The sequence below is a fragment of the Rhodococcus sp. P4_F3_2 genome (assembly GCF_056401335.1).
Map to the genome: position 1 here is coordinate 264664 of NZ_JBFUJN010000002.1, position 24273 is coordinate 288936.

Consider the following 24273-nt stretch of genomic DNA (forward strand, 5'->3'; position numbering starts at 1 on the left):
CCAGTAGGGGGAGTAATGGACGCATTTCTGATCACGGCCGGACACATCGACGGGCACGAAGCCGAAGCGCTCGATCCTGGGCGTATCGAGCCCGAGACCTTCGGGCCCTCGTCGGGACCGGTCGATGCCGGCGACCTGAACTTCGACGCCTTCGACTTGGACGGTGACGGAACGGTCGACAGCCGTGTCGTCCACTCCGACGACGACGTCGTGATCGTGTCCGATTTCGATCGCGACGGTAGCGCCGATCGCCTCACGATGATCGAGTCGGACGGCGACTACTCGGCCTGGGAATGCAGTCGAGACGACGAAGGCGCCCTCGTGTGGCAGAAAATCGATGCCGGAGCGCTCTGAAAAGGTTCCGTTTATGTGCTCTGAGCGCCGGGTAGGCACCTGAACACACCAACTGAATCGTTTCTGTGACATTTCTGACCGCACCCGATTACCTGCAGGTGAACAGCCAGCGTTAACCTCAATACATAGGACACCCGGCGTCCGTGAAATCCACGTGAGTGGATGACGCGGCTGGACCCCGTCGAGAGGGGGACACCGGGATCGACTGGTATCGGGGCGCTGCAGTTTGCATCCGGTGTCACGAGAACCCGGTTCCGGCTCACCCCAGGAGAGTTTGATGACCTCAGCGACCATTCCCGGTCTCAATGGAACTGACGGCACGCCCCCCACGCAGCACAAGGAACTGCTTGCATGGGTGCAAGAGGTTGCCGAACTCACCCAGCCTGATCGCGTCGTCTTCGCAGACGGCTCGGACGAAGAATGGGACCGACTGACAACGAAGTTGGTCGAGGCAGGAACCTTCACCCGCCTCAACGACGAGAAGAAGCCGAACTCTTTCCTCGGCAACTCCGATCCGTCCGATGTCGCGCGAGTCGAATCGCGTACGTACATCTGCTCGAAGGAAGAAATCGACGCAGGTCCCACCAACAACTGGATGGACCCGGCGGAGATGCGCACCCTCATGGGTGACCTGTACCGCGGTTGCATGCGTGGACGCACCATGTACGTCGTGCCGTTCTGCATGGGCCCCCTCGACGCCGAGGATCCGAAGCTGGGCGTCGAGCTCACCGATTCCGAGTACGTCGTCGTCTCCATGCGCGTCATGACCCGCATGGGCAGCAAGGTTCTCGACAAGCTCGGCACCGACGGATTCTTCGTCAAGGCGCTGCACTCCCTCGGCGCTCCGCTGGCCGATGGCCAGGAAGATGTCGCGTGGCCGTGCAACGACACCAAGTACATCACTCACTTCCCCGAGGATCGTGAGATCTGGAGCTTCGGTTCCGGCTACGGCGGAAACGCTCTCCTGGGCAAGAAGTGCTACTCGCTGCGTATCGCTTCGGCAATGGCGCACGACGAGGGCTGGCTGGCCGAACACATGCTCATCCTCAAGCTCATCTCGCCCGAGGACAAGGCCTACTACATCGCGGCGGCATTCCCCTCCGCTTGTGGCAAGACCAACCTCGCGATGATCCAGCCGACCATCCCCGGATGGCGCGCCGAGACCCTCGGTGACGACATCGCCTGGATGCGTTTCGGTGAGGACGGACAGCTCTACGCCGTCAACCCGGAATTCGGTTTCTTCGGCGTGGCTCCCGGCACCAACTGGTCGTCGAACCCCAACGCCATGCGCACCATCGACCAGGGCAACACGGTCTTCACCAACGTCGCTCTGACCGACGACGGTGACGTCTGGTGGGAAGGCCTCGAAGGCGACCCGCAGCACCTGATCGACTGGAAGGGCAACGAGTGGACGCCCGAGTCGGGCACCCATGCGGCTCATCCCAACTCGCGTTACTGCACTCCGATGTCGCAGTGCCCGATCATGGCTCCCGAGTGGGACGACCCGAAGGGCGTGCCGATCTCGGCAATCCTGTTCGGTGGACGCCGCAAGACGACGGTTCCGCTGGTCACCGAAGCTCGCGACTGGCAGCACGGCGTCTTCATGGGTGCAACGGTCGGCTCCGAGCAGACCGCAGCAGCCGAAGGCCAGGTCGGTACGGTTCGCCGCGATCCGATGGCAATGCTGCCGTTCCTCGGCTACAACGTCGGTGACTACTTCCAGCACTGGATCGACCTCGGCAAGTCCGCGGACGCGTCCAAGCTCCCCAAGGTCTTCTACGTCAACTGGTTCCGCCGTGGCGACGACGGACGCTTCCTGTGGCCAGGCTTCGGCGAGAACTCTCGCGTCCTGAAGTGGATCGTCGAGCGCATCGAGCACAAGGCTGCCGGCATCGACACCCCGATCGGCGTCGTTCCCACCGGATCGGCACTCGACATCGAAGGCCTGGACGTGTCGGACGCCGACATCACCGAGGCCCTCGCGGTCAACATCGACGAGTGGAAGGCCGAGATCCCGCTCATCGAAGAGTGGTTCGACTTCGTCGGCGAGAAGCTGCCGACCGGCATTCGTGACGAGTTCGAAGCTCTGAAGCAGCGGTTGGCCTGATAAACCGCCCCCGTATGTAGTGGCCTGATGCCGCATTGGTTCAATTTGATGAACCGATGCGGCATCGGTCGTCTGTATGCCCTTGCCTGTAGCCGTTAAGCAGTTCAGCCGTTATGCAGTTCAGCCGTAAAGCAGTGATCAGCGAGCGGGTCGACACACTCGATCCTCAGGAGGACCAGATATGAGCGGGATCTACAACAACGTGACCGAATTGGTCGGGCGCACCCCGATCGTGCGGCTCAACCGTCTGACCGAGGGCCTGGACGCACAGGTCGCCGTCAAGCTCGAGTTCTACAACCCGGCCAACAGCGTCAAGGACCGGATCGGCGTGGCAATCATCGACGCCGCCGAGAAGTCCGGTGCACTCAAGCCCGGCGGAACCATCGTCGAGGGCACCAGTGGTAACACCGGTATCGCACTCGCCATGGTCGGTGCTGCTCGCGGCTACAAGGTCATCCTGACCATGCCGGAGACCATGTCCACCGAGCGTCGCGTGATGCTGCGTGCTTACGGCGCCGAGATCGTGCTGACCCCGGGCTCCGAGGGCATGGCCGGTGCAGTCGCCAAGGCCAAGGAAATCGTCGAGCAGACCGAGAACGCTGTCTCGGCCAGCCAGTTCGCCAACCCTGCCAACCCGGCCATCCACGAGGCAACGACGGGCGAAGAGGTCTGGGCCGACACCGACGGCGCCGTCGACATCTTCGTGTCCGGCATCGGCACCGGCGGCACCATCACCGGCGTCGGACGCACCCTTCGCAAGTACAAGCCCGAGGTCAAGATCGTGGGCGTCGAGCCCATCGACTCGCCGATCCTCAACGGTGGCCAGCCCGGTCCCCACAAGATCCAGGGAATCGGCGCGAACTTCGTGCCCGACGTCCTCGATCGCGAGATCTACGACGAGATCATCGACGTCTCGTTCCCCGATTCCATCGAGGTCGCTCGCGCACTCGGCACCCAGGAAGGCATCCTGGGCGGCATCTCGTCCGGTGCCATCGTCTGGGCCGCACTCGAGTTGGCGAAGCGTCCGGAAAACGCCGGCAAGCTGATCGTGGCTGTCGTTTGTGACTTCGGCGAGCGTTACATCTCCACCCCGCTGTTCGAACACATCCGGGACTGAGACTTGTGAGTATCCTCGGGACAATTCGCGAGGACCTGCAGGCTGCGCGCGGTCAGGATCCTGCCGCGCGCAGCAATGTGGAGAACGCGCTCGTTTATTCAGGGCTGCATGCCATTTGGGCGCATCGGGTTGCGCATCGCATGTGGGTCGTCCCTGCGCTACGCGGCCCGGCGCGAGTGCTCTCGCAGCTGACACGCTTCGTTACCGGCATCGAGATTCACCCCGGTGCCACCATCGGTCGACGGTTCTTCATCGACCACGGCATGGGCGTCGTGATCGGGGAGACGGCCGAGGTCGGTAACGACGTGATGCTCTATCACGGCGTCACCCTGGGTGGTCGCTCGCTCGAGCAGGTCAAGCGTCACCCGACGCTGGGAGACCGGGTCACCGTCGGCGCTGGTGCCAAGATCCTCGGACCTGTCGTCATCGGTGAAGGTAGCGCTATCGGCGCCAATGCCGTTGTCACCAGAGATGTTCCGGCCGAATCCATCGCGACGGGTATCCCGGCGGTGGCGCGGCCACGGACCACCAAGGAAAAGCTGGTGGACCCGAACAGTTACATCGATCCTGCGATGTACATCTGAAGCATTCCTTCTTCGATGGCCACCCTCGTGTAGACGGCGGGTGGCCATCGGCGTCTGTTCAGGCTCGCGTCAGGTGCCACCCGCGACGTCCCAGTACGACGGCCGTCGCTGCGCCCAGTGCCGCCCCGATCAGGGGATAGCAGGCCAGGACGAGCCAGCGCGGTCCGTCTAAGGGTTCGTAGGCGGTGGCTATCGTCGATTCGGTGTCCCGAGCCATCTGCATGTCCCGAAATGGTACGTAGGAACCCTGATAGACGATGGTCTTGTCTTGACTGGTCATCACGTCGATCAGACTGCCCACCACAGGAATTCCCCCGACGACAAATCCCAGAACCGCCAGAATCACGATCAGTGCGCGCATCGAACGAGCCTATCGCCCGGCCGGAAGTTCAGACTGCGATCGACGGTTCTTCGGGCGTCGAGAGGGTCAGGATCGCCCGCACGACGCGTGGACTCTGCTCGAGTGAGCGTTCGAGTTCGCGCAACGTGTGGGCCACTCGGGATTCCGCGTAGTCACCGACCAGATCGACGCTAGCCACCAGGTAGACCTGCCGCGGCCCGAGGTATTCCATGCGCAGGAACGTGATTCGGTTGATCTCGGGTAGTTGGGTGAGAGCTTCGACGGCTGCTGCCCGCAGCGTCGGTGAGGCCTCTTCGCCGACCAGGAATCGGCGGTTGCGGTCGATCAGGATGATCGCGATGACTCCGAGAAGTATGCCGACGAAGATGGAGCCGAGGGCGTCGGGGATCGGTGAACCGGTGATCTGGTGCAGTAGGACGCCGACGAATGCGATGACCAAACCGATCAGTGCTGCAGCATCTTCGGCGAACACGGCCCTGGTCGTCGGGTCGGATGTGTTGAGCGCCTGGGCCATGAAGTCACGGTTCACGGCGGACGCTTCGGTTCGGAGTTGCTTGTACGCCTGCCGGAACGAGATGCCTTCGAGGATGAACGAGACGCCGAGGACTGCGTAGGCGACACCGAAGTCGGTGGCCGGTTCGGAATGGAACAGTTCCTGGATGCCGTGGGTGATCGACACACCTGCACCGAGCGCGAAGAGTCCGAGGGCGGCGAACATCGACCAGATGTAGGCCTCCCGGCCGTACCCGAGTGGCTGGTCTCGGTCGGGAACCCTTTTCGAGCGGCGGTTCGCGATCAGCAGCAGCACTTCGTTGCCGGTATCGGCCCAGGAGTGGGTGGCCTCGGCGACCATCGATGCAGATCCGGTGACGATGGCGGCCGCCGTCTTGGCCCCGGCGATCAGCGCGTTAGCCGCAAACGCCAGTACGACTGTCGTGGTGCTCTCGTCGCCGTTTCCCGTCGGCTCGGCCTTGGGTTCGATGCTCACGAACTTCAGGCTAGGCGGGTGGCGACGGTTTCGTGCGGTGACGCTCGGCGACGGAGCGCAGCAGTGTGTCGACGGCGTCGTGGAACTGCGTCAGGCCCGGCTCTTCGACGGGAAAGTGCCCGCACCCGTCCAGCATCACGAATTCTGTGGGTGCGTTGATGCGGCGGAGGAACTGCAGGCTCAGTTCGGGTGGCGTCCATCGGTCGTCGGCCGGGTGCGTGAGCAAGACGGGCGTCGTCCGAAATGCTTCGGGTGCGGTGTGCTCGAACGAGAAGTAGCTGCTGAGGAATCCGAGTGGCACCCGAACACCGCCACCGCGCGGATCGGTTGCGCACAGCGTCGCGAGTTCACGGTTGCTGCTCATGTTCGCGACGTCGGCGACCCAACGGATGGGCACGCGGATACGGCCCACCAGTCGTTCGGTGCGGCGCATCAGGGGAGCGCCGTAGACACCCATCGGGCCGAACCGCGCCGCGGCAGCTCTGGCCGACGGATGCGAGGGATCGAGCAGACAGGTGGCGACGACGGCGTCGGCCAGACCGGTCCGCGCGGCTACCTCGTAGGCCAGCAGACCGCCGATGCTGGCGCCCAACAACACCAGCGGCCGATCGTCGGCTGCCTTCTCGGCTCGGACGAGATCGCAGAGGAGATCGACCCACTGCTCGTACCGGACGCCGGCGGGATCGGCTACGACGGTGTCGCCGTACAGCGGAAGATCGGGGAAGAGGACTTCGGCTCCGAGTTTCACGCCGATCCCGGCGAACGGCCACAACGCGCCTGAGTAGCCGCCGGCGCCGTGGATGCCGAGAACACGAACCGGCGCGCCTGGAACCACTGCCCGTGCGACGTGGACGGTGTTGCCGTTCCACTCCCACCACGTCGGGGTCGGCGCCGGCATGTGATCGGTGTACCGGTCGGGCATAAACTTCGAGTAATCGGCGCTGGTCACCTAAACAATTCTCGGTATCGGCGTCGCGGCTGACAACTCGCATCGGAGGACCGTGTCGACTCGGCGGAAAAGGCCCTCCCAGCAGCGCTCGAGGGCTACCTACGACGCGATCCTGGAGGCAGCTACTCGCGTTTTCGCGTCGGAGGGCATGGCAGCGACCACCAACCGGATCGCTGACGAAGCAGGGGTGTCGGTGGGCTCGCTCTACCAGTATTTCGGCGACAAGTACGAGATCCTTGCGGAGTTGGCGAACCGTCACGTGAGTGCTGCGCGGGAGAGTTTTGCGCTCTGCCTTGCCGACATCGTCGAGCGTGAACTCGCCCCGGACGAGGCCGTCCGGATGTTGGTGGAGTGCGCGGTCGAAGTGAACAGTAAGCCGCGAGAGTTCTTTCACCTGCTCTACGATCAGGTTCCGCGTACGCGTGAGCTCATCGAGCAGGTCGAAGGAATGAATCGGCAACTGGTACTGGGTTTTTCGGAATACTTGCAGAGCCGCGGTTTCAGTGCGGACGATGCGTTGCTGACGTCGCGGCTGACTGTGACTGCCGTGGACAGCCAGGTGCATCGGGTTGTGCTGGAATCGGATTCACCCGGAGAACTTCGAGTGCGAACGGAAGCCGTCGTGCGGCAGGCGAGATCGATGATCGCGTCGGAATCCTGATCCGGTGTGCGGAATGGTGACCACAGTCCGTTATGGTTCTGACGTCATCATCGAGGTAATGGGAAGTCGGTGCAATTCCGGCGCGGTCCCGCCACTGTGAGGTCGTCCATGCGTCGACCGTAGCCAGATACCACCCTCGTTGACGTTGTGTCATGCCACGAGGATGGATCGGTCACACCATGAATGCTGTTGGCGGAGCTCTGTCTCCACCTACCCACCTGCCTTCGCCGAAGGCTGGTGCGCCTCGAGGACGGCTCAGTCCGGGTATCGTGCTGCCCGCTCTGCTGGTCGTCACCGTGCTCTCTGCTGTGTGCGCGTTGGCATTCGGATCCGAGATGCTCCCCGTGTCCACTGTGGTGGACGTGGTGCACTCGCGCTTCGGAGGCCCACCCGTCACGCGTTCCGAACTTGCGATCGTGTGGGGGATCAGAGCACCGCGGGTACTGCTCGGTCTGGCCGTCGGCGCTGGTCTTGCCGTCGCCGGCGCGGTGGTGCAAACCCTCGTTCGTAACGCTCTTGCCGATCCCCACCTGCTGGGAGTGTCGTCCGGCGCGAGTGTCGGTGCCACCGCCGTCATCACCACCGGACTGTTCGCCGGCGCGGGAGTGTGGGCGCTCAGTTTCGGCGCGATGATCGGGGCGTTGGGAGCTGCGATTCTCGTCTTCACCATCGCGACGCTGCAAGGCGGTATCACTCCACTGCGATTGGTTCTGACCGGCACCGTTACCGCATCCGCCCTGTCGGCGATCGCGAGTTTTCTGGTGCTGCGTACCAATGATTCCCAGGCCGCGCAGTCCGTATTGTTCTGGCTCCTGGGAAGTTTGGCCGGGGCATCCTGGGACAAGTTGTGGGCGCCGGTCATCGTTGTGTTCCTGCTGACGGCAGCGGTGTTCGCCCTGCACGGTTGGCTGGATGCGCTGGCGGCCGGACCGGACGTCGCGGCTTCGCTCGGTATTCCCATCCGAACCCTGCGAAACGTGCTGTTCGGCGTGCTGGCAGCGTTGGTCGGCACGATGGTTGCAGTGTCCGGCGCGATTGCCTTCGTAGGCTTGGTCATACCGCACGTCACACGCATGCTCGTCGGAGCCAGACATCGAGTGGTGTTGCCGGCGGCAGCGCTGATCGGCGCGTCGTTCCTGGTGTGGGTCGACGTCGTGGCGCGGACCTCGTTGCGGCCGACCGAGATCCCGCTGAGCGTGGTGACCGGGGTGATCGGTGCCCCGCTGTTTCTCCTGCTTCTCGGCCGTCGGCGCTACCGATTCGGTGGCAGTTCGTGAGCGCCCGCGCCCTGGCGGTGACCGCGTCCGGAGTCGTTGTCCGCATCGACCGCCGAACCGTCGTCAAGGGCGTCGACATCGCGGCGGACGCCGGTGCAGTAGTCGGCGTCGTCGGTCCGAACGGATCGGGCAAGTCGACTTTGTTGCGTGCGCTTGCCGGTCTCGGACCGATCGCTGACGGTGACGTCCGCGTCGGCGGCGAGTCCGTGCACGCGATGTCCGCGCGTTCGCGGGCCAAAGCCATTTCTTTTGTGGCGCAGGAAGAGCAGAGTCCCGCCGATTTGTTGGTTCACGAGTACGTGACTCTGGGGCGCACGCCACATACAAAGCCCTGGAGTGTCGGCGGAAAGCACGAGAATGCCGTCGTTGATCGTGCTCTGGGCGAGGTCGGAATGATCGAGCACCGATTCTCTTCGATGGACACGCTTTCCGGCGGCGAGCGTCGGCGGGTATTTCTCGCCCGAGGTCTCGCGCAGGACGCCGGCGTGCTCATCCTCGACGAGCCGACCAATCATCTCGACATCCGCCATCAACTCGAACTGCTCGATCTGGTCCGGTCGTTGGACCGGACGGTGATCATGGCACTGCACGACCTCGATTTGGCTGCGGCAGTGTGCGATCGGGTGCTCGTGCTCGCGGATGGAGTTGCCAGGGCGTTCGGACATCCATCCGACGTACTCACCACCTCGGTGGTGGCAACTGTCTTCGGCGTCGAGACTTTCGAGCTCGTGAACCCCGCGACAGGCCGTTCACACCTCGTATTCGAATCACGAAATTCTCAACTACAACAATCATTTTCGGAGAGTGCACTTTGATACATGTCAAGACTCGAGCGTCGTTCGGTGCGGTTGTAGCCGCGACAGCGTTGTTGACAGTTGCCGGCTGCTCGGCAACTGCACCGGTGGACGAAGCTGCAGACAAGACTTCGGTGACAGTGGAGAACTGCGGGACCGAAAGCACTTTCCAGCTTCCGATCGAGAACGTCGTTGCGACAAGCAATGCGGCCAATATCGGCACCATTCTCCGAGTCGGCGGTTTGGATCGTCTCGCGGCCGTCGTGTTGAACACGAACAACGACGCGATCATGGAGTCGATGTTCGGCCCTGGAATTGCGGACGTCCCACACCTGGACGGAACGATCACGATGGAGACGATTCTGGGTAAGCAGGCGGACCTGGTGGTCGGCTCCTACAGTGGCTTGTTCAAGGGAGCCTCCGGTGTGACGCCGGAATCGCTGCAGAGCAACAACATCGATGCATATGTGATCTCCGATAGTTGTAGGCAGAGTGCCGCAGCGGATTCCGCGCTCGGCACGATGGGTCCGTGGGATGCCCTTCGTGCGGACGTGACCAATTACGGAAAGCTGTTCGGAACCGAGGACACTGCCGCCGAGGCACTGACCGAATTTGATTCACGTTTGGCACGTCTGGAGTCCGCGCCAGATGCCGCCGACAAGCCGAAGGTCTTGATCTACGACAGCGGTGAAGAAGATCTGTACACCAGCGGAGGCAACGGAGCCCCCAACGGAATCATCGACGTCGCCGGGGGAACCAACGTGTTCGCCGACGTCGACAACACCTGGTTCAAAGCGAGCTGGGAGACCGTCGCGAAGTCAGAACCCGACGTCATCGTGATCATGGACTACAAGAAGAGCGCTGACGAAGTACAGGGCAAGATCGACGCGATCAAGAGCCGAGAAGGCCTACGCGATCTCGACGCCGTCAAGCAGAACCGCTTCGTCGTACTCCCGCTCGCCATGTTCACCAGCGGATTCCCCAACGTCTACGGCGCGGAAGAGCTGCGCGCGAAGATCGAAGAGTTCGGACTTGCTCCGTCGAGCGGGATCGACTGGACAACCGCGCCGTCGGCATGAGTGTCGACAGTGGTTCGCATCGGGTGATCGTCGTACTTCGGCCGACCGTCAGCGGCCTCGACGAGTCGGCCGCGCGACGGATGTTCGACGCTGTTCGGGCCGGCACCGACGCCGACGTTCGTATTGCGTACCTCGATGTCGCGTCGCCGAGCCTTCACGAGGAACTCGATCGAGCGCATACCGATGACGTGGGCAAGGTCGTGTTGATTCCAGTTGCGGTGCCGAGGGATCGGTACCTGCTCACGTGGACCAGCAAGGCGGTTGCGAACTGGCGCGAAACCCGGATCGGTGCCGAACTGGAAGTCTCGCTCCACGAATCGGAAACGCTCGAAGGTGCTGTGGCCGCGCAGGTGATCGATGAACTCGGCGCGGCCGGAAAGCCGATCACTGCCAGTCCGGCGTCGTATCGCAGTCCGGCTTGGTCGGTGATCGAGCAGCACGATACACATCTGTTGGTGTGCAAGGGGCCCCGCTGCATGGCGTACGGAGCAGGGCCTCTCCACCGGGCCATGAGTGCGGCGGCCAAAGGCACTTCGGCAAAGGTGACGGGAACCGGTTGTCTGAGCCCGTGCAACCTGGGCCCGTTGGTGATCGCGAACCCCGGTGGCACCTGGTTCGGTCATGTGGACGCCGGTGATGCCGAGGCCTTGGTGTCCGGTCGCGAGGATCGATTGGCGGATAACGTTCTGGACCGGTAGATACCGGGTCGGTGAAAGCAAAGAACCCGCTGGGCGCGAAGTGCGCTCAGCGGGTTCTGTCCATCAGTGAGACGGTCAATTCGATTCAATTGGTCGAATATTTCTTGCGGACCCGGTCAGCCTGAATTGATTTCTCTTGAATGCAACCAGGACCCTGTGGCGATTGTCCGTCAATCAGACGACTGCCATGAGTATCGAGATTTGGTAGAAATATTCAGACCAATGCGAATTCGAGGAGTGAACCATGGGATACGACAATAGGTGCCGGGATTGCCAGCACGGCAAATGTTCGGTCTGCAACGGGGAGGGGAAGGTGTGGGGAACCTTTGGAAATTGCACGAGGTGCCACGGGCAAGGCGGTAGCCCATGCGCGCAGCACCGATGAGTCAATGCTGCTCAGGCTAGCGCAGTAGGTTCGGTGAACGTCGATGTCAACGCTATGAGAGTTGGCTGCCGAGTGCCTGAATCCGGCGAAAAATATTCGTTATCAATCGGTCGAGAGGATATTCAATGGACATGGTAGTAGTCGGATTCATTGCATTCATCTCCTATGCTGTAATCGGTCGGGCAATAGGGACGTCTTACTGGAGAAGGAAACACGGAGTGTATCGCTCCTTTTTCTCGACAGAGGCGATATTTACAGGAATGTTCGGATTTCTAGCAGTTGGTCTCACGTGGCCCGTTTCCATATTCATCCCTGCAGTTCGAGCGCCCGAGCTTTGCACGCACGGCAGTCATATCCTGGAACGGGATTCTGCGCGTCGCGAGTATGAGCAGATGGAGGATGCGCTTCGTCGGGAGCGTGGACTGGCCTGAATGGTGCCTCGATTACGTTTGAAGCCCGCCGATTGACCAATCGGCGGGCTTCAAACATTCATGTCTCAGGAACCGAAGGGAAGGGTTCCCGGCGGGATCTGGTATCCACTGCTGCCGACGGAGGCGCTGCCCCAGAGTGCGAGGAAAGCGTTGATGGCGTTGGTGAGCATATGAATGTCCTTTGTGAGATGACTGATTCGTTTTCGACGGTACCGGGTGGATCTGTGGATTCGCTGGGAGTTGGCACCCATTTCATGGGGCTGGCACCCGTTCCGGCAGGTCGGAACGGGTGCCAACTGTCAGCAAAGGGTGCCAACTCCCGGGTGGGTCAGCCCACGTAGCCGGGCGGCATGAGTACGGACTTGGTCTCGCAGAAGGCTTCGAGGCCCTCAGGTCCGTTCTCGCGCCCGATACCGGAGTTCTTGTAACCACCGAACGGTGATCCGGGATCGAAGGCGTACCAGTTGATCGCGTAGGTACCAGTGCGGATCTGCGCGGCAACTTCGAGTCCGTGATCGATGTCGGTGGTCCACACCGATCCGGCGAGGCCGTAATCCGAATCGTTGGCGATCTTGATGGCCTCGTCCTCGGAGTCGTACGGGATCACCGAGAGGACGGGTCCGAAGATCTCCTCGCGTGCGATGGTCATCGAGTTGTCCACGTCGGCGAAGATCGTCGGCTCGACGTACCAGCCCTTGTCCAGGCCGGCGGGACGTCCACCACCGAGTACGACGCGCGCGCCTTCTTCCTTGCCCTTGGCGATATAGCCCTCGACGCGCTCGCGCTGCTTCTCGGAGATCAGCGGGCCGAGTTGTGCTGCGGGATCGGACGGATCGCCGACGGTCATGAAGCCTGCCGCGGTCTTCATTCCCTCGATGACCTCGTCGTAACGCGAACGGGGAGCGAGGATTCGGGTCTGAGCGACACAGGCCTGGCCGGTGTTCATCAGGCCGGACATGACGAGCATCGGCATTCCGGCGGCGATGTCGGCGTCCTCGAGGATGATCGCGGCGGACTTGCCACCCAGTTCGAGGGAGCAGCGCTTGAGGTTCTGCGCGGCGATGGCACCGATCTTGCGGCCGACGGCACTGGATCCGGTGAACGTGATCTTGTCGATGCCCGCATGAGAGACCAGGTATTCGCCGGTCTCGGCTCCGCCGGGGAGCACGGAGATGACGCCTTCGGGAACGCCTGCCTCGGTGAAGATCTCGGCGATCACGTGGACGGAGAGAGGGGATTCGGGTGCGGGCTTGAGCAGTACGGTGCAGCCGGCGAGCAGCGCGGGGGCCAGCTTGTTGATCGCCAGGAACAGCGGGACGTTCCAGGCCAGCACGGCGGCGACGACGCCGACGGGCTCACGGGTCACCTTGGTCTGCCCGAACGCACCGGTGCGCTTCTCTTCCCACGCGAACTTGTCGGCCAGCTCGGCGTAGTAGCCCAGCGTCGCCATCGATGGGGTCTGCTGCATCATGCCGACCATGGCGGGCGGCTGGCCCATCTCGTTGGAGATGAGCTGGTTGATTTCCGCGCTGCGCTCTTCGATCAGCTTGGCGGCCTTGGCGAGGATCGCGCCGCGCTCGGCGGGGGTGGTGCGTGACCACAGTCCCTCGAACGCCGCGCGGGCTGCGGACACAGCCGCGTCGATGTCTGCCGGTGCTGCGATGGGACAGCTGCCGACGCGCTCCTCCGTTGCGGGAGAGAACACTTCGAGTACCTGGTCGGTGGCCGGGGCCACCCATGCTCCACCGATGTAGAGCTTGTCGTAGTCAGTCATCAATTCATTCCTCGGTGTTGTCGGTCGCCGCGAGGGCATACGCGTCGTCTGCCTGTGCGGTGTCGGTGAAACTGGTGAATCCGTATTTCTCGTGCGGTCCGATGGCGGCTACCTCGAAAAGACCGGTGCCGGTGTTGGTGTTCGTGCCTTCGGTGAGCGTGAAGGACGCGAGGTTGTCGACGGGGGAGAACATGCGTTGGAACGGTTCGATCTCGTGGACCTTGTGGCGGAGCCCTTGTACGACGAGTTCGCCCTGCCACATTCCGTGACGCCAGTCCTGTTCGAGCCCGTAGCCGGTGCCGATTCCGATGTAGTTGGCCAGCAGCAGTTCGCAGGCGACGGTGAGGACTTCACCGCCTGGCCGGTGGAAGGTGATGGTCGCTCCGGTGACGTCGCGGGTGTCGGGGCAGAACGTCAGTTCGTGTTCGGGTCGGCCGAGCCATTCGTTGTCCCTGGCTTCGTCCGGCCACACTCGCATGGCTTCTTCGACGATGCGCCTGCCCTGCTCGTCTTCCTGCATGATCACCGAGATCGTGAACTCGTCGAACTGCATGACCGCGTAGATCCAGAAGAAGTTCTGGATTCCGTCGACGGCGCGTCTGCCTTGCGGTTCGGCTTCACCGACCGGACGCACACCCCACGAGCGGTCGCGGTTACCTCGCCACGTCTTCGGGTCGATCGCGAAGTCCTCCCCGTCGACGGTGAGCGATCCGGTCCACGTGCCGGTCTGCAGGAAGCGTGAGGTGTCGAACGTGACTCGTTCGAGTTGACGGCGAAAGTGCTTGGGCTCGAGCGCCGCGGGGATGGTGGCATCGAAGGTGATGTCGAAGGAGAGATCGTATTCGCTGCCCGGTTCGAGTACGACGCGGAGCTTCTGCAGCCCTTCGAGCACTTCGACGCGCAGAGGTCCGACGGTGGTGTCGGTACGGTCGGCACCCAGCGCCTTCGACATGCGAGCAACGATGTGGTCGTCACCGCGGCGAAGGACAGCGAATGCGTCCATGACGCCGAGGTTGGGGTACTGGCCGAGTCCGACGATGAGGAACACGTCGGGGGATTCGGTGGGGTAGCAATTGAAGTAGTAGCGGTCGTAGAAGTTTCGATCCGAGGTGGCTACGTGACGGATCGGTTCGGCGATCTGGTGAACGGGATAGTCGTCCATCGGTGAGAGCATGTCAGGCCAACCTCTCCCAGTAGGTACCGTCGAGCATCGCGGCGAGCGAAGCGCGGTGCATGATCATGTCGTCGGGGTCTTCGGGTCGCTGTGACTGGCCGAAAGCTATGGCGCGGGCCTGGATTCGCCACATGATGACCGCCTGACGCAGTGCGGCATAGGTAACGTAGAACTCCAGATCGTGTGGGGTGTGGCCGGTGATCTCGGCATAGGTCTGCGCGAGATCCGGCAGTCGAAGGAAGTCGGGAAGGCCGGGTAGGTTCGCCAACCCGGCGATGTCCTCGAAGAACCTGTGCAGGAATGCCATCCAGCCCAGATCCATCTCTCGCGGGCCGAGAGTTGCCATTTCCCAGTCGAGTACGGCTACCGGCGCGAAGTCCTGGTACATGACGTTGCCGATGCGCGAGTCGCCCCAACAGAGCACCGCCGGAGAATCGTCCGCGGGATTGTTCTCCTCGATCCAGTCGAGGGCACGTTCGATGAGCGGTGATCTGATGCCGTCGGAGACCACCCACTCGTAGTACGCGCGCTGCTCGGCGATGTGCGCCGTGAATGCGTCTCGTGCAGTCGTTCCCGAATTCGGGAGTCGGAGGAAGTCGAAACGCTCGCACGGCTTGTCGATGGCGTGCAATTGAGCCAGGACGTCGACCGAGCTGCGCTGGAGGGTTTTTCGCTGCTCGGGGGACGCTTCGGTGACCCACGATCCGAAGTTGTACGGCATGACGTCTGGCGGCACGTCGCCGGAGATTCGTTCCATCACGAAGAACGGCGCACCCAACGCGTCCGGGTCGGATTCTGACCAGTACACCGCGGGTACGGGCACCGCCGAGTGCTCGCGCACCTGAGCCATGGTGCGGAACTGGGATTCGAGGTCGTAGGTCGGAAACACCGGCATAGTCGATTCCGTCGGTGCCACCCGAGCGACCAAGGGATGATGATCGCCGTCCCAGGTGGCGTCGAAGAGGATGGTTTCGCTGGACATGCCGTTGGCTGCGGGCAAGGTGACGTCGGCGACGGTCACAGTGGATCCGCTCGGCACCTTGCCGGCCATCCACCGTTCCAGGCGCTCACGGAGGTCTTCGGTGTCGCGGAGGGAATCGCTCGGTCGGGCGACCTGGGCGTGATGCTCGGTTTCATCGGTCGAAGAAGCAGTCGAGGCAACGTCAGATGAGGAAGCGTCTGGGCTCACGGTCACCTCCTTCCCGTAGGCGTCACGTGCAATGCCCGTAACGGTGTGAGTCAGAACACTAAAACACGTTACAGAAATTGGGAACAGGTGGCACCCGTTTAGTGGGACTCCCTGCGGATTTATCGGGGAAGAACGCGTGTCAGATAACGGCGGTGAGCGCGAGCAAGCCCGCACCGGTCAGAGTTCCGGCGCCACCCAGCTCGGCGGGAACGATCCGGAGCCCGGCGATGAACGACAAACGGGCATGTCGGGCAGCCGCGTCGAGCATCGGTTCCCACAGCGGTGCACCCGACTGGGCGAAACCGCCGCCGATCACCGCGAGGTCCACGTCCAGGAGGGCAGCCGCCGAGGCGATGCCACCACCGAGCGCCGTCCCTGCGCGGTGAAGCGCGTCCACGGCGATCGCGTCGCCGCTGCGTGCACCCTCGGCTAGTTCACGGCCGGTGTTTCCCGACCAGCCCTGGCTACGAGCCCATCGCACCGCGGACGGTCCACTGGCCACCGTCTCGAGGCAGCCGACGCCCCCGCAGCTGCACGGTTCGGAAGATCCTGGAGCGACGAGGTGGCCGATGTGACCGGCGTTCCCCGTGCGACCCCGAGCAATCTCACCGCCGAGGACGATTCCTCCGCCGATTCCCGTCGAGACGACCAGGCTCAGGAGGTTCGGGGTTCCGCGTCCGGCGCCGTGGTGGAACTCCGCCAATGCCGCTGCGGCTCCGTCCATGGCGAGGGCAGTTCCGGCATCGGGAAAGACGCTGCGGACGCCCGCTACGAGCTCGAATCCCTGTGCCCACTCGGTGATGTTGATGGGGGCCACGACGCCGGCGACGGTGTCCACCGGCCCGGCGCAAGCGATGCCCACACCGTCGACGTCGCGGCCGTCTGCGACTCGTTCGAGCAGCGCCGCACACGCTCCCCACGGGTCGGTCTGCGGCGTCGGCACACTGTCGAACACGGGAACGCGGCCGTCCTCGGACACGACGCCGGCCGCCATCTTGGTGCCACCGATATCGAGTGCGAGGCGCATGTCGCTATCGCTTTTCGAGAACCACGACGAGGTTGCTCACCAGGAACTCCCGAAGACCGGGGACTCGGACCATCCACCACGCCCACGACGGGTGGTAGCGCGGGATCGCGGCGAGCAACGTGCCCTGGCTGGTTCCACGGGCCCAGCGTAGGCCGTCGGTGGCGCCGACTTTGAACAACGACACCCCGAATCTGTTCTTCGGTTCGTGTCCGGTCTTGCGGAGGTACCGCTCGGCTGCGTACTCGCCCCCCAGCGCGTGCCACGGTCCGGTTTCGTGGCCGCCGAACGGACCCCACCACAGGGTGTACGAGAGAACCATCAAGCCGCCCGGCTTGGTCACGCGCAGCATTTCCTCGGCCATCAGCCACGGCTCGCTGACGTGTTCGGCCACGTTGGAGGAGAAGCAGATGTCCACGGACGAGTCCAGGAACGGCAGTGCCAAACCGGATCCACGCACCGCGCCGCCCACGGTCAGACCCGCGGCGTGCATCTCCGACGGATCGGGTTCGACGGGAATATAGCGGGCACCTGCGGCCAGGAAGACCTCCGCGAAATAGCCCGGACCACCGCCGACGTCGAGGACGGTGAGACCGTCGAGGGATCGTCCGGTGTGACCTTCGTGCAGGTCCGAGATCAATTCGACGGAGTCGCGCGCGAGCGCGCCGTAGAAGATGTCGGGCGCGGACTGCTCGTGGCGGAAGTCGCTGAGCAGGCCGAACGAGCGTTTCAGGGTTGCCCGTCGGCCGAAAATGCGGGTCACTGCGGGCTTGGTCACGGGTAGCAACTTTAGCCACTGGGTCGCACGGTCCACGAACACCGTCAGGAGCGCGGCAATACGGACGCTCGAACAGTTAGGGTGTTCGGCAGGGTTACCGGCCGGTCAGGCGGGGCATCCCGCAGGATCGCCCGAACCGGGGTGGCCACCGACCAACTCAGGGAGTAACGCACGTGCGCGAGGTTCTGTTGCTCTGCTGGCGCGATACCGGGCATCCCCAGGGCGGTGGAAGCGAGCGTTACCTCGAGCAGGTCGGATCCCAGTTGGCCGAGCGCGGTATCAAGGTGACGCTGCGGACGGCGTCGTACCCCGGGGCGCCCGCGTCGGAGGTTCGAGACGGCATCACGATCAGCCGGGCCGGTGGACGTTTCAGCGTGTACCCCCGCGCTCTGGCCGCCATTGCCGCCGGACGTCTGGGTTTCGGATCGCTCAAGGGCATTCGCCCCGACGCGGTGATCGACACCCAGAACGGCATCCCCTTCTTCTCGAAGACCGTGGCGGGTGCGCCGGTCACGCTTCTGGTCCATCACTGCCATCGTGAACAATGGCCGGTGGCAGGCAAGCTCGTCGGCCGGATCGGCTGGTGGGTCGAATCGCGATTGTCACCGCGCACCCATCGACGTAGTCAGTATCTGACGGTGTCGCTTCCTTCGGCCGAAGAATTGGTGGACCTCGGTGTCGAGCGCGAACGAATTGCCGTGGTGCGCAACGGTGCCGATCGGCTCCCCGTCGGCGTCGACGCAGGTGGATCGATCACCAGGGCCGAGCGTCCCACCATCTCGGTTCTCTCACGACTGGTGCCGCACAAGCAGATCGAGGACGCACTCGAGGCCGTCGCAGCCCTGCGTCCGACGCTTCCGGACATCCATCTCGACGTCATCGGTGGTGGTTGGTGGGAGCAGAACCTGCGAGATCGCGCCGCCGAGTTGGGAATCGGTGACGCCGTCTCGTTCTACGGTCACGTCGACGAGGCTCGTAAACATGAACTCCTTGCGCAGTCGTGGATTCACCTCATGCCTTCGCGGAAGGAAGGGTGGGGCCTGGCGGTCATCGAGGCTGCGCAGCACGGTGTTCCGACGATCGGTTACCGCAGTTCCAAGGGCTTGACCGATTCGATCGTCGACGGAGTGACCGGGCTGTTGGTCGGCGGTGAGCACGCCGGCGACGGCGACATCGCTGATCTGACGCAGGCGGCAGGCACCCTGCTCCGCGACCACGAACTCCGCACGGTGCTCGGTGAGAAAGCTCGGGTGTGGTCGGGCGAGTTCTCCTGGGAGCAGACCGGCACCGGAGTGCTCGAGGTGCTGACCGCGCACAAGGACGGTCGGTGGGTCTCAGGACTGGCCGCGCCTCGCGAGTCGAATTCGGTTCTGGTACAGTCCGACTGAGATCAGCGCGATCACGCCCATCAGTATCCAGGCGAGATGTGCAGCGATGACGGCAGTTCGGGCACCGGTCGACGCTTCCTGCGCGGCAACATCTCCGGGTACCCGGTAGAGCTCGAGATCGTTGTCGGCAAAGACCTGTTCCAACCCGTCGAGTGTCGCTGCCGCCTTGCCGAGCTGGCCTGGTGTCTCACGTTCGATCAGTACCCATCCGACTCCGAGATCGGCCAACTGCGTAGGACTCCCGCCGGCAAGCAGCACATCCTCGACCTGGGTGGCCCGGGTTCCTTCACCGCCGACAGCACCACCGGCAACCACCAGTTGGCCGGTCTGCAGAACGTCGAGCGGTAGGAAGCGTGGTGCTGGATCGAGTACCGGCGCATCACCGCTGTAGGGGAAGGCGCGGAACATCCCAGCGGGAAGCACTGCAACGTCACCGGTTTCGTCTCGTAGTTGCTCGGCCACCACGGTCCAGGACCCGGGATAGTGCACGGGTTTCAACGCGCCGCCGACACCCCACACCAGATCCGGTAGTGCCACGATCGTCACCACGACGGCGGCGATCGAGAATGTCGGGCGGGGAAGGGAGAACCGATTGCCCGCCCACATCACCGCGGCGGCGGCAGCGAGTGCGTAGAACGGTACGGCCAGCGCGACCCACTTCTGGGCGTCACGCAGTAGACCGGCGCCGGTGAACACCTCGACCGACCATCGGCCGACGTCGAGCCCCCACGGAGTAGCGCCCAGGGTCGGAGCGAGCACCGCGAACAGGGCCAGCGCGCCGAGTCCACTGACAACGGGGTTCCGGCGTCGGCGCCATAGAGCGGGCACACCGGCAAACACCACGACAAGCAGAAGAACTGTTTCGACCAACGCGAAGAGTGTTGTGCGCGTGGATGGTACCGCTGCCGAGTTCCAGATACCGCCGAGCCCGGCGAGGCTGCCGAGCGTCGCGAGTCCGGGTTCTGCTCGGGCGGCAAAGGCGGCGACTCCCGCCGGATCGGAACCGTCGCCTGCTGCTCCGGATACGAAGGTGGCGACCAACCACGGCGAGGCGGCGACGAGGAACAGCCCGAAAGCGCCGCAGACACGCCGCATGGCCGAGGTTCGGCCTCCGGGGGTGGCTACCACCACCAGCGCGGCCGTCAGAGCGAGTAGAGCGCCGGTAGGTGTCAGGCCCGCGAATGCCAGTGACGCGGCCAACGCCCACCAGGACCCGGGCGTGGCTCGGCGAACTCCGATTCCGGCACCCACGATCCACGGCAGTGCGGCATATCCGGTCAGCAGGCTCCAATGTCCTTGCAACAGGCGCTCGGCCACGTAGGGGTTCCAGAGCATCACCGTCGACGCGACCAGTTGTGGACCGAGACCGGCCGTCGGCAGCAGGACGGCGACCATGCGCGCCGCACCCCAACCGGCGAGCCAGAGCGCCACCAGCAGGATGAACTTGACCACCAGTCCGCCGTCGATCACGGTGCTCAACGCTGCGATCAGCGCGTCCTGGGGAACGGCGCGGGCTGCGGCGTCGGTGAGTCCGAGGGCGGAGTCGGTCAGGTACGAGCGCGGCGTGCTGACGGCGTCGCGCAGCAGGAGGTAGCCGGGGCCGAGCAGCGGTCCGAGGATCAACAGTGCCAGCGCCAGGCTGTACGCCGCAGGCAGGTAACGGCGGTATCCGGCTTGCACTGTCATGACGCGCACGATACGTGGTGCATCATTACTGCCATGCCTCGCCAACCACTCGATCGCGCCGCCGCGGCCGGGGTCGGCATGGTTTTGGTGGGATCGATGACGGCCAATGTCGCGTCGTACCTGTTGGCATGGTTGGCCAGCCGATGGTTGGGTCCGGTCGGCTACGGAGAGTTCGCGAGTCTGCTTGCCGCCCAGTTGGTACTTGCAGTTCCGGCTTTGGCGTTGCAGACGGTGGTCGCCCGCGAGGCGGTGCGTGGCAAGAGCACAGATGCGTTGCGGTCGTTGGGGTATCGATGCACCGCGATCGTCGCCGTCCTCGCGGTTGCGCTCGCTCCGGCGATGGCGTGGCTGCTCGACACCGGAATCGTGGCGTCGTTCTCGGCATTGGTGACCGCGCCCATGTTGGTTCTACTGGCAACGGAGCAGGGGTTGTTGCAGGGTCACGGTCGATTCGGCACTCTCAGCGCCGTGCTGGCCGGAGCCGGGGTGATGAAAGTCCTTCCGGCAGTGATCGTTCTGGCTTTCGGTGGCGGGGCAGGCGCGGCATTGGTCGCGGGCGCGGCCGGAACTGCGTTGCTGGTGGCGATAGTTCGAGTGGTCGACCGAACCGTCTCGGTGAGCGAGGACCGTGCGGTGCGTATCGGCGTCGTCTCCGTGCTCGCGGCGTCACAGGTCCAGCTCGCGCTGATCGCGTTGTCTTCGCTGGACCTGCTGATCGTCCGCGTCGTCCTCAGTGAGTACGACGCCGGTGTCTACGCACTCGGCGCCGTCGCGACGAAGGTGGCGTTCTGGCTGCCACAGGCAGTGGGCGTCGTGCTGTACCCGAAGATGGCGAATCCGGCGCACTCGGCGCAAGCGGTTCGCTCGGCGTTGGCGGTGCTCGTCGGTATCGGCGCCGTGTTGGTTCTGGGGGCGGCGGTTGCCGGCCCGCTGGTGCCGATGCTCGTGGGCGACGCGTACGCCGCCGTGGCTCCGATGCTGTGGGCCTTCGCCCTGCACGGTGCAGCGCTGGCGGTACTCCAGGGTGCCTTGCTGTCCGCAATCGCGTCAGAACGCACGCGAGTGGCCCTTCTTGCGTGGGCGGGACTGGTTGTGGAGGCGACGGTCATGCTGGTGTGGGCGAAGACGCCGGGAGAGTTGATCGGCGTCGCCGTGGTGGTTGCGTCGACGACGGCCTTGGCGGTGTCCGTCGCCGCAGTGCGAAGTGCCGACCGCGCCCGGCCGGCACCTCACAGCGACGTCAGTTCTCCAGACGCGTGAACAAATCGTCGAAGTAGTCGAGCGTACGCATCGCGGTGTAGACGGATCCGTAGTTGATGTTCCCGCCCGTGTAGACGACGTTGTTGCCTTGTACTGCGCGGATACGGTTCCACATCGCGCGGTCGTCGGTGACGGGATCCACGCCGGGCGCGGTGGTGACGATCATTCCGTCGGCCGAGTCGAGGGAAGTCACCAGATTTTCGGTGGAGATCTCCTTCTGTCCCTCGACGGGCCACTGGAGCTGGACGCCGAGGTCTTCGGCCACCTGCGTGGAGATGCCCTTTCGGTTGACGCCGTTGACCTTCTGATTCACGTAGTTCAGCAGCACGATCTGCTTGCTCGCCAAACTCCGGGCGTGGCGTTCCTTCAATCCGGCTGCCTTGTCCTCGTACGCTCCGATGACCTGACGGACTTCGGGGTTCTCGGTGCGATCCAGCCAACTTGCCAACTGGTCGATGTTCTCGCGCCACGGACGGGTGAAGTCCATCGGAAGCACAGGAGCCGTCTGGCTCAACTGCTGCAGCGGCCACATGTCGGAGGCCTCACCGATGTCGGTGCAGATGATCAGGTCCGGTTCCAGCGCGAGAATTGCCTCGACGTTGACCGGTGCCTCGAACACCTGCGCCGTGGGATCGGCTGGAACCCACGGCTCGGCGGCGTCGAAGCTGTACGCGATGACCGGCAGGCCCATCGCAACGGCTGGTTCGAGGTCGAGTCGGGAGTCGATGGCGACGACGCGCTTCGGTGCCACCGGAATGTCGTAGGTTCCGAGCGAGGTCGTGACCGTGCGCATCCCGGACGCATCGCCCTCGGTACCGGCGGACCTTGCGCAACCGGCGGCGAACAGCCCGGAGAATGCAGCACTGCCGACAACAAATCTCCGACGTGTCAGATCGCTGACACAGATGTGCGAACCCAGAACTGTTGATGCGGGCATGTGGCTCCTCGTGTTCGGGGTGGTCTGGACTTCCAGAAAACGCTAAGCCCGCGACCACGCGGAGGGAACGACCCGTTGCGCCAATCCGTACGCCGATCCGGCAACAAAGTCCCGAAATGCAGCAGAGCGCCCCTTCCGTGTGGAAGGGGCGCTCTGCTAACTGCCTGAATCAGTCCTTGCGCAGATCCGGACGCGGGATCACCTGAGTGTCGTCCGAGGTCCAGTCGTGCTCACCCGGAGCCGGCTCGGGCGAACCCTGGCCGCTGGGATTTTGGTTCGTTCCGCCGTGTGCGGCGCGGGCCGGAGTTCCGCCCTTGCCGCCGCGAAGGCCGAGGAAGATACCGGCGATCAGCGCGATGACTCCGAGGACACCTGCCACGATCGGGACGGTGCGGCCGAACAGCGAGAGCTTGTCCATGCCGTCACGCGCCTGCTGGACCTGGTACTCGATGGTCGCCTCGTCGAAGGGCAGCGTGACCTTGAGAACCTCGACGTCGACGGCATCCTTGTTGCGGCCGTAGTACTGGTGCAACTGCTCCTGGCCCTTGACGACGACACCGGTCTTGGGCTCGACCCACAGGTCACGGACGTTGGTGTACCAACGCGTCATCGTGATCGGGGTTGCGCCGCCGGGAACGCCCCAGGTGTCAGCGGGAAGGCTCAGCTTGTTGGTGGGGGAGTTGACGACCTTCGACAGGTCGACGGGATCGATCGTCTGCTGGAAGTGGTACACCTTCAGACCGTTGATCTCGGTCTCTTCGACGAAGTCGATGTCCTTCGTGGCGCGAGCGTTCAGGTCGAAGTAGGGGTAGCTCTTCTGTTCCGTGTTGAACGGGAACTTGTACTGCAGACCGTCGCGGGAAACTTCTTCGGCGGGCTGGTCGCTGGACGTCTGGACGGTTCCGACCGGATCGTTGGTCGGCATCGAGCTGACGCGATCGAGCGTGACGCGGTCCAGGGTTGCGGTCAGCAGTCCGGTGTCGCCCTGCTTGTCGGTACGACGGACGGTCTGGCCGGCTTCGACGGTGATGATGTCGGCGTCGGACGGGTCCTGCGTGGTGACGTAGCGCTGAGCGACGATCGGCACGTTGGTGTCGACCTGTGCCTTTCCGCCGAGGAGGGCCGCCGAGTTGAGGACGCTACCGGTGCCTGTGGCGACGGTGGTCACCTCGAGGTCGAGTGGCGTCTTCTCCAGCTTGCCTACCGTGTAGGTAGGAATGAGGATGGCGATGGCCAAAAGGAAGGCACCGAGGCCCACCAGAATGCAAGGAAGTATCC

The 24273-nt window shown here is 63.8% G+C and carries 22 protein-coding genes and 1 riboswitch; of the genes, 11 read left to right on the top strand and 11 right to left on the bottom strand.

The features are described 5' to 3' along the window. The first annotated feature begins 15 nt into the window (after nucleotides 1–15). From AC1DWA_RS03895 to epsC, 4 genes are all read left to right on the top strand, one after another. The gene (locus AC1DWA_RS03895) at nucleotides 16–354 is read left to right on the top strand and encodes a DUF6802 family protein (protein ID WP_021333139.1); all 339 of its coding nucleotides are present in this window, start codon (nucleotides 16–18) and stop codon (nucleotides 352–354) included. A 277-nt stretch (nucleotides 355–631) separates the two neighbouring features. Next, the gene (locus tag AC1DWA_RS03900; RefSeq protein WP_029254577.1) at nucleotides 632–2461 is read left to right on the top strand and encodes a phosphoenolpyruvate carboxykinase (GTP); all 1830 of its coding nucleotides are present in this window, start codon (nucleotides 632–634) and stop codon (nucleotides 2459–2461) included. Nucleotides 2462–2642: 181 nt separating this feature from the next. Beyond that, nucleotides 2643–3578 carry a cysteine synthase A gene (gene cysK / locus AC1DWA_RS03905; protein WP_019747115.1) on the top strand — a complete coding sequence of 312 codons (936 nt, stop codon included), beginning with the start codon at nucleotides 2643–2645 and terminating at the stop codon, nucleotides 3576–3578. Between the two features lie 5 nt (nucleotides 3579–3583). Beyond that, a complete protein-coding gene (gene epsC, locus AC1DWA_RS03910) occupies nucleotides 3584–4162 on the top strand; it encodes a serine O-acetyltransferase EpsC (RefSeq protein ID WP_019747116.1) in 579 nt (192 codons plus the stop codon). Between the two features lie 58 nt (nucleotides 4163–4220). Here epsC and AC1DWA_RS03915 read toward each other — a convergent pair whose 3' ends face one another. The 3 genes from AC1DWA_RS03915 to AC1DWA_RS03925 are packed head-to-tail and all read right to left on the bottom strand — an operon-like array spanning nucleotide 4221 to nucleotide 6460. Continuing rightward, nucleotides 4221–4523 (bottom strand): hypothetical protein, encoded by a 303-nt coding sequence (locus AC1DWA_RS03915; RefSeq protein ID WP_290286174.1) that lies wholly within the window; start codon nucleotides 4521–4523, stop codon nucleotides 4221–4223. Nucleotides 4524–4551: 28 nt separating this feature from the next. Then, the gene (locus tag AC1DWA_RS03920) at nucleotides 4552–5511 is read right to left on the bottom strand and encodes a cation diffusion facilitator family transporter (protein ID WP_477846296.1); all 960 of its coding nucleotides are present in this window, start codon (nucleotides 5509–5511) and stop codon (nucleotides 4552–4554) included. Between the two features lie 10 nt (nucleotides 5512–5521). After that, nucleotides 5522–6460, bottom strand: coding sequence for an alpha/beta hydrolase (locus AC1DWA_RS03925; protein WP_477846295.1), 939 nt, complete (start codon nucleotides 6458–6460; stop codon nucleotides 5522–5524). 52 nt (nucleotides 6461–6512) lie between these two features. On the opposite strand from AC1DWA_RS03925, the gene AC1DWA_RS03930 reads away from it, so the two are divergent. From AC1DWA_RS03930 to AC1DWA_RS03950, 5 genes are all read left to right on the top strand, one after another. Next, a complete protein-coding gene (locus tag AC1DWA_RS03930; RefSeq protein ID WP_477846294.1) occupies nucleotides 6513–7121 on the top strand; it encodes a TetR/AcrR family transcriptional regulator in 609 nt (202 codons plus the stop codon). A 16-nt stretch (nucleotides 7122–7137) separates the two neighbouring features. Further along, nucleotides 7138–7273, top strand: a riboswitch (cobalamin riboswitch). 117 nt (nucleotides 7274–7390) lie between these two features. Continuing rightward, nucleotides 7391–8398, top strand: coding sequence for a FecCD family ABC transporter permease (locus tag AC1DWA_RS03935; RefSeq protein WP_003945625.1), 1008 nt, complete (start codon nucleotides 7391–7393; stop codon nucleotides 8396–8398). Continuing rightward, entirely contained in the window at nucleotides 8395–9213 is an 819-nt protein-coding gene (locus AC1DWA_RS03940) for an ABC transporter ATP-binding protein (RefSeq protein WP_279163142.1), read from the top strand. Before AC1DWA_RS03935 ends, AC1DWA_RS03940 begins: the two co-directional genes overlap by 4 nt. Beyond that, nucleotides 9210–10271, top strand: a complete 1062-nt coding sequence (locus AC1DWA_RS03945) for an ABC transporter substrate-binding protein (protein WP_477846293.1) — start codon at nucleotides 9210–9212, stop codon at nucleotides 10269–10271. Before AC1DWA_RS03940 ends, AC1DWA_RS03945 begins: the two co-directional genes overlap by 4 nt. Continuing rightward, entirely contained in the window at nucleotides 10268–10969 is a 702-nt protein-coding gene (locus tag AC1DWA_RS03950; RefSeq protein WP_153213250.1) for a (2Fe-2S) ferredoxin domain-containing protein, read from the top strand. Before AC1DWA_RS03945 ends, AC1DWA_RS03950 begins: the two co-directional genes overlap by 4 nt. 1144 nt (nucleotides 10970–12113) lie before the next feature. Here AC1DWA_RS03950 and AC1DWA_RS03955 read toward each other — a convergent pair. The 5 genes from AC1DWA_RS03955 to AC1DWA_RS03975 all read right to left on the bottom strand — a co-directional run bounded on the left by AC1DWA_RS03955 (nucleotide 12114) and on the right by AC1DWA_RS03975 (nucleotide 17724). Further along, entirely contained in the window at nucleotides 12114–13559 is a 1446-nt protein-coding gene (locus AC1DWA_RS03955; RefSeq protein ID WP_141487717.1) for an aldehyde dehydrogenase, read from the bottom strand. A gap of 4 nt (nucleotides 13560–13563) precedes the next feature. Further along, a complete protein-coding gene (locus tag AC1DWA_RS03960; RefSeq protein ID WP_133727629.1) occupies nucleotides 13564–14733 on the bottom strand; it encodes an Rv3169 family protein in 1170 nt (389 codons plus the stop codon). Nucleotide 14734: 1 nt separating this feature from the next. After that, nucleotides 14735–15922, bottom strand: a complete 1188-nt coding sequence (locus AC1DWA_RS03965) for a phosphotransferase family protein (protein ID WP_279217860.1) — start codon at nucleotides 15920–15922, stop codon at nucleotides 14735–14737. Between the two features lie 139 nt (nucleotides 15923–16061). Continuing rightward, nucleotides 16062–16949, bottom strand: a complete 888-nt coding sequence (locus tag AC1DWA_RS03970) for an ROK family protein (RefSeq protein WP_113682195.1) — start codon at nucleotides 16947–16949, stop codon at nucleotides 16062–16064. Between the two features lie 4 nt (nucleotides 16950–16953). Beyond that, nucleotides 16954–17724 carry a class I SAM-dependent methyltransferase gene (locus tag AC1DWA_RS03975; RefSeq protein WP_069147102.1) on the bottom strand — a complete coding sequence of 257 codons (771 nt, stop codon included), beginning with the start codon at nucleotides 17722–17724 and terminating at the stop codon, nucleotides 16954–16956. Nucleotides 17725–17897: 173 nt separating this feature from the next. On the opposite strand from AC1DWA_RS03975, the gene AC1DWA_RS03980 reads away from it, so the two are divergent. Beyond that, entirely contained in the window at nucleotides 17898–19112 is a 1215-nt protein-coding gene (locus AC1DWA_RS03980; RefSeq protein WP_019747129.1) for a glycosyltransferase family 4 protein, read from the top strand. Here the strand turns inward: AC1DWA_RS03980 and AC1DWA_RS03985 are convergent. Further along, the gene (locus AC1DWA_RS03985; RefSeq protein ID WP_477846292.1) at nucleotides 19059–20798 is read right to left on the bottom strand and encodes an MmpA family trehalose lipid delivery protein; all 1740 of its coding nucleotides are present in this window, start codon (nucleotides 20796–20798) and stop codon (nucleotides 19059–19061) included. The two genes, AC1DWA_RS03980 and AC1DWA_RS03985, sit on opposite strands and share 54 nt — an antisense overlap. A gap of 33 nt (nucleotides 20799–20831) precedes the next feature. Between AC1DWA_RS03985 and AC1DWA_RS03990 the strand changes: the two genes are divergently transcribed. Continuing rightward, nucleotides 20832–22058 carry a lipopolysaccharide biosynthesis protein gene (locus AC1DWA_RS03990; protein WP_031331334.1) on the top strand — a complete coding sequence of 409 codons (1227 nt, stop codon included), beginning with the start codon at nucleotides 20832–20834 and terminating at the stop codon, nucleotides 22056–22058. On the opposite strand, the gene AC1DWA_RS03995 is transcribed toward AC1DWA_RS03990, so the two are convergent. After that, entirely contained in the window at nucleotides 22039–22995 is a 957-nt protein-coding gene (locus AC1DWA_RS03995; RefSeq protein ID WP_477846291.1) for an ABC transporter substrate-binding protein, read from the bottom strand. The genes AC1DWA_RS03990 and AC1DWA_RS03995 overlap by 20 nt on opposite strands. A 169-nt stretch (nucleotides 22996–23164) precedes the next feature. Then, nucleotides 23165–24271: a cell envelope lipid trafficking protein PgfA gene (pgfA, locus tag AC1DWA_RS04000; protein ID WP_477916478.1), complete on the bottom strand. Its 1107-nt coding sequence runs from the start codon at nucleotides 24269–24271 to the stop codon at nucleotides 23165–23167. Nucleotides 24272–24273: the final 2 nt, after the last annotated feature.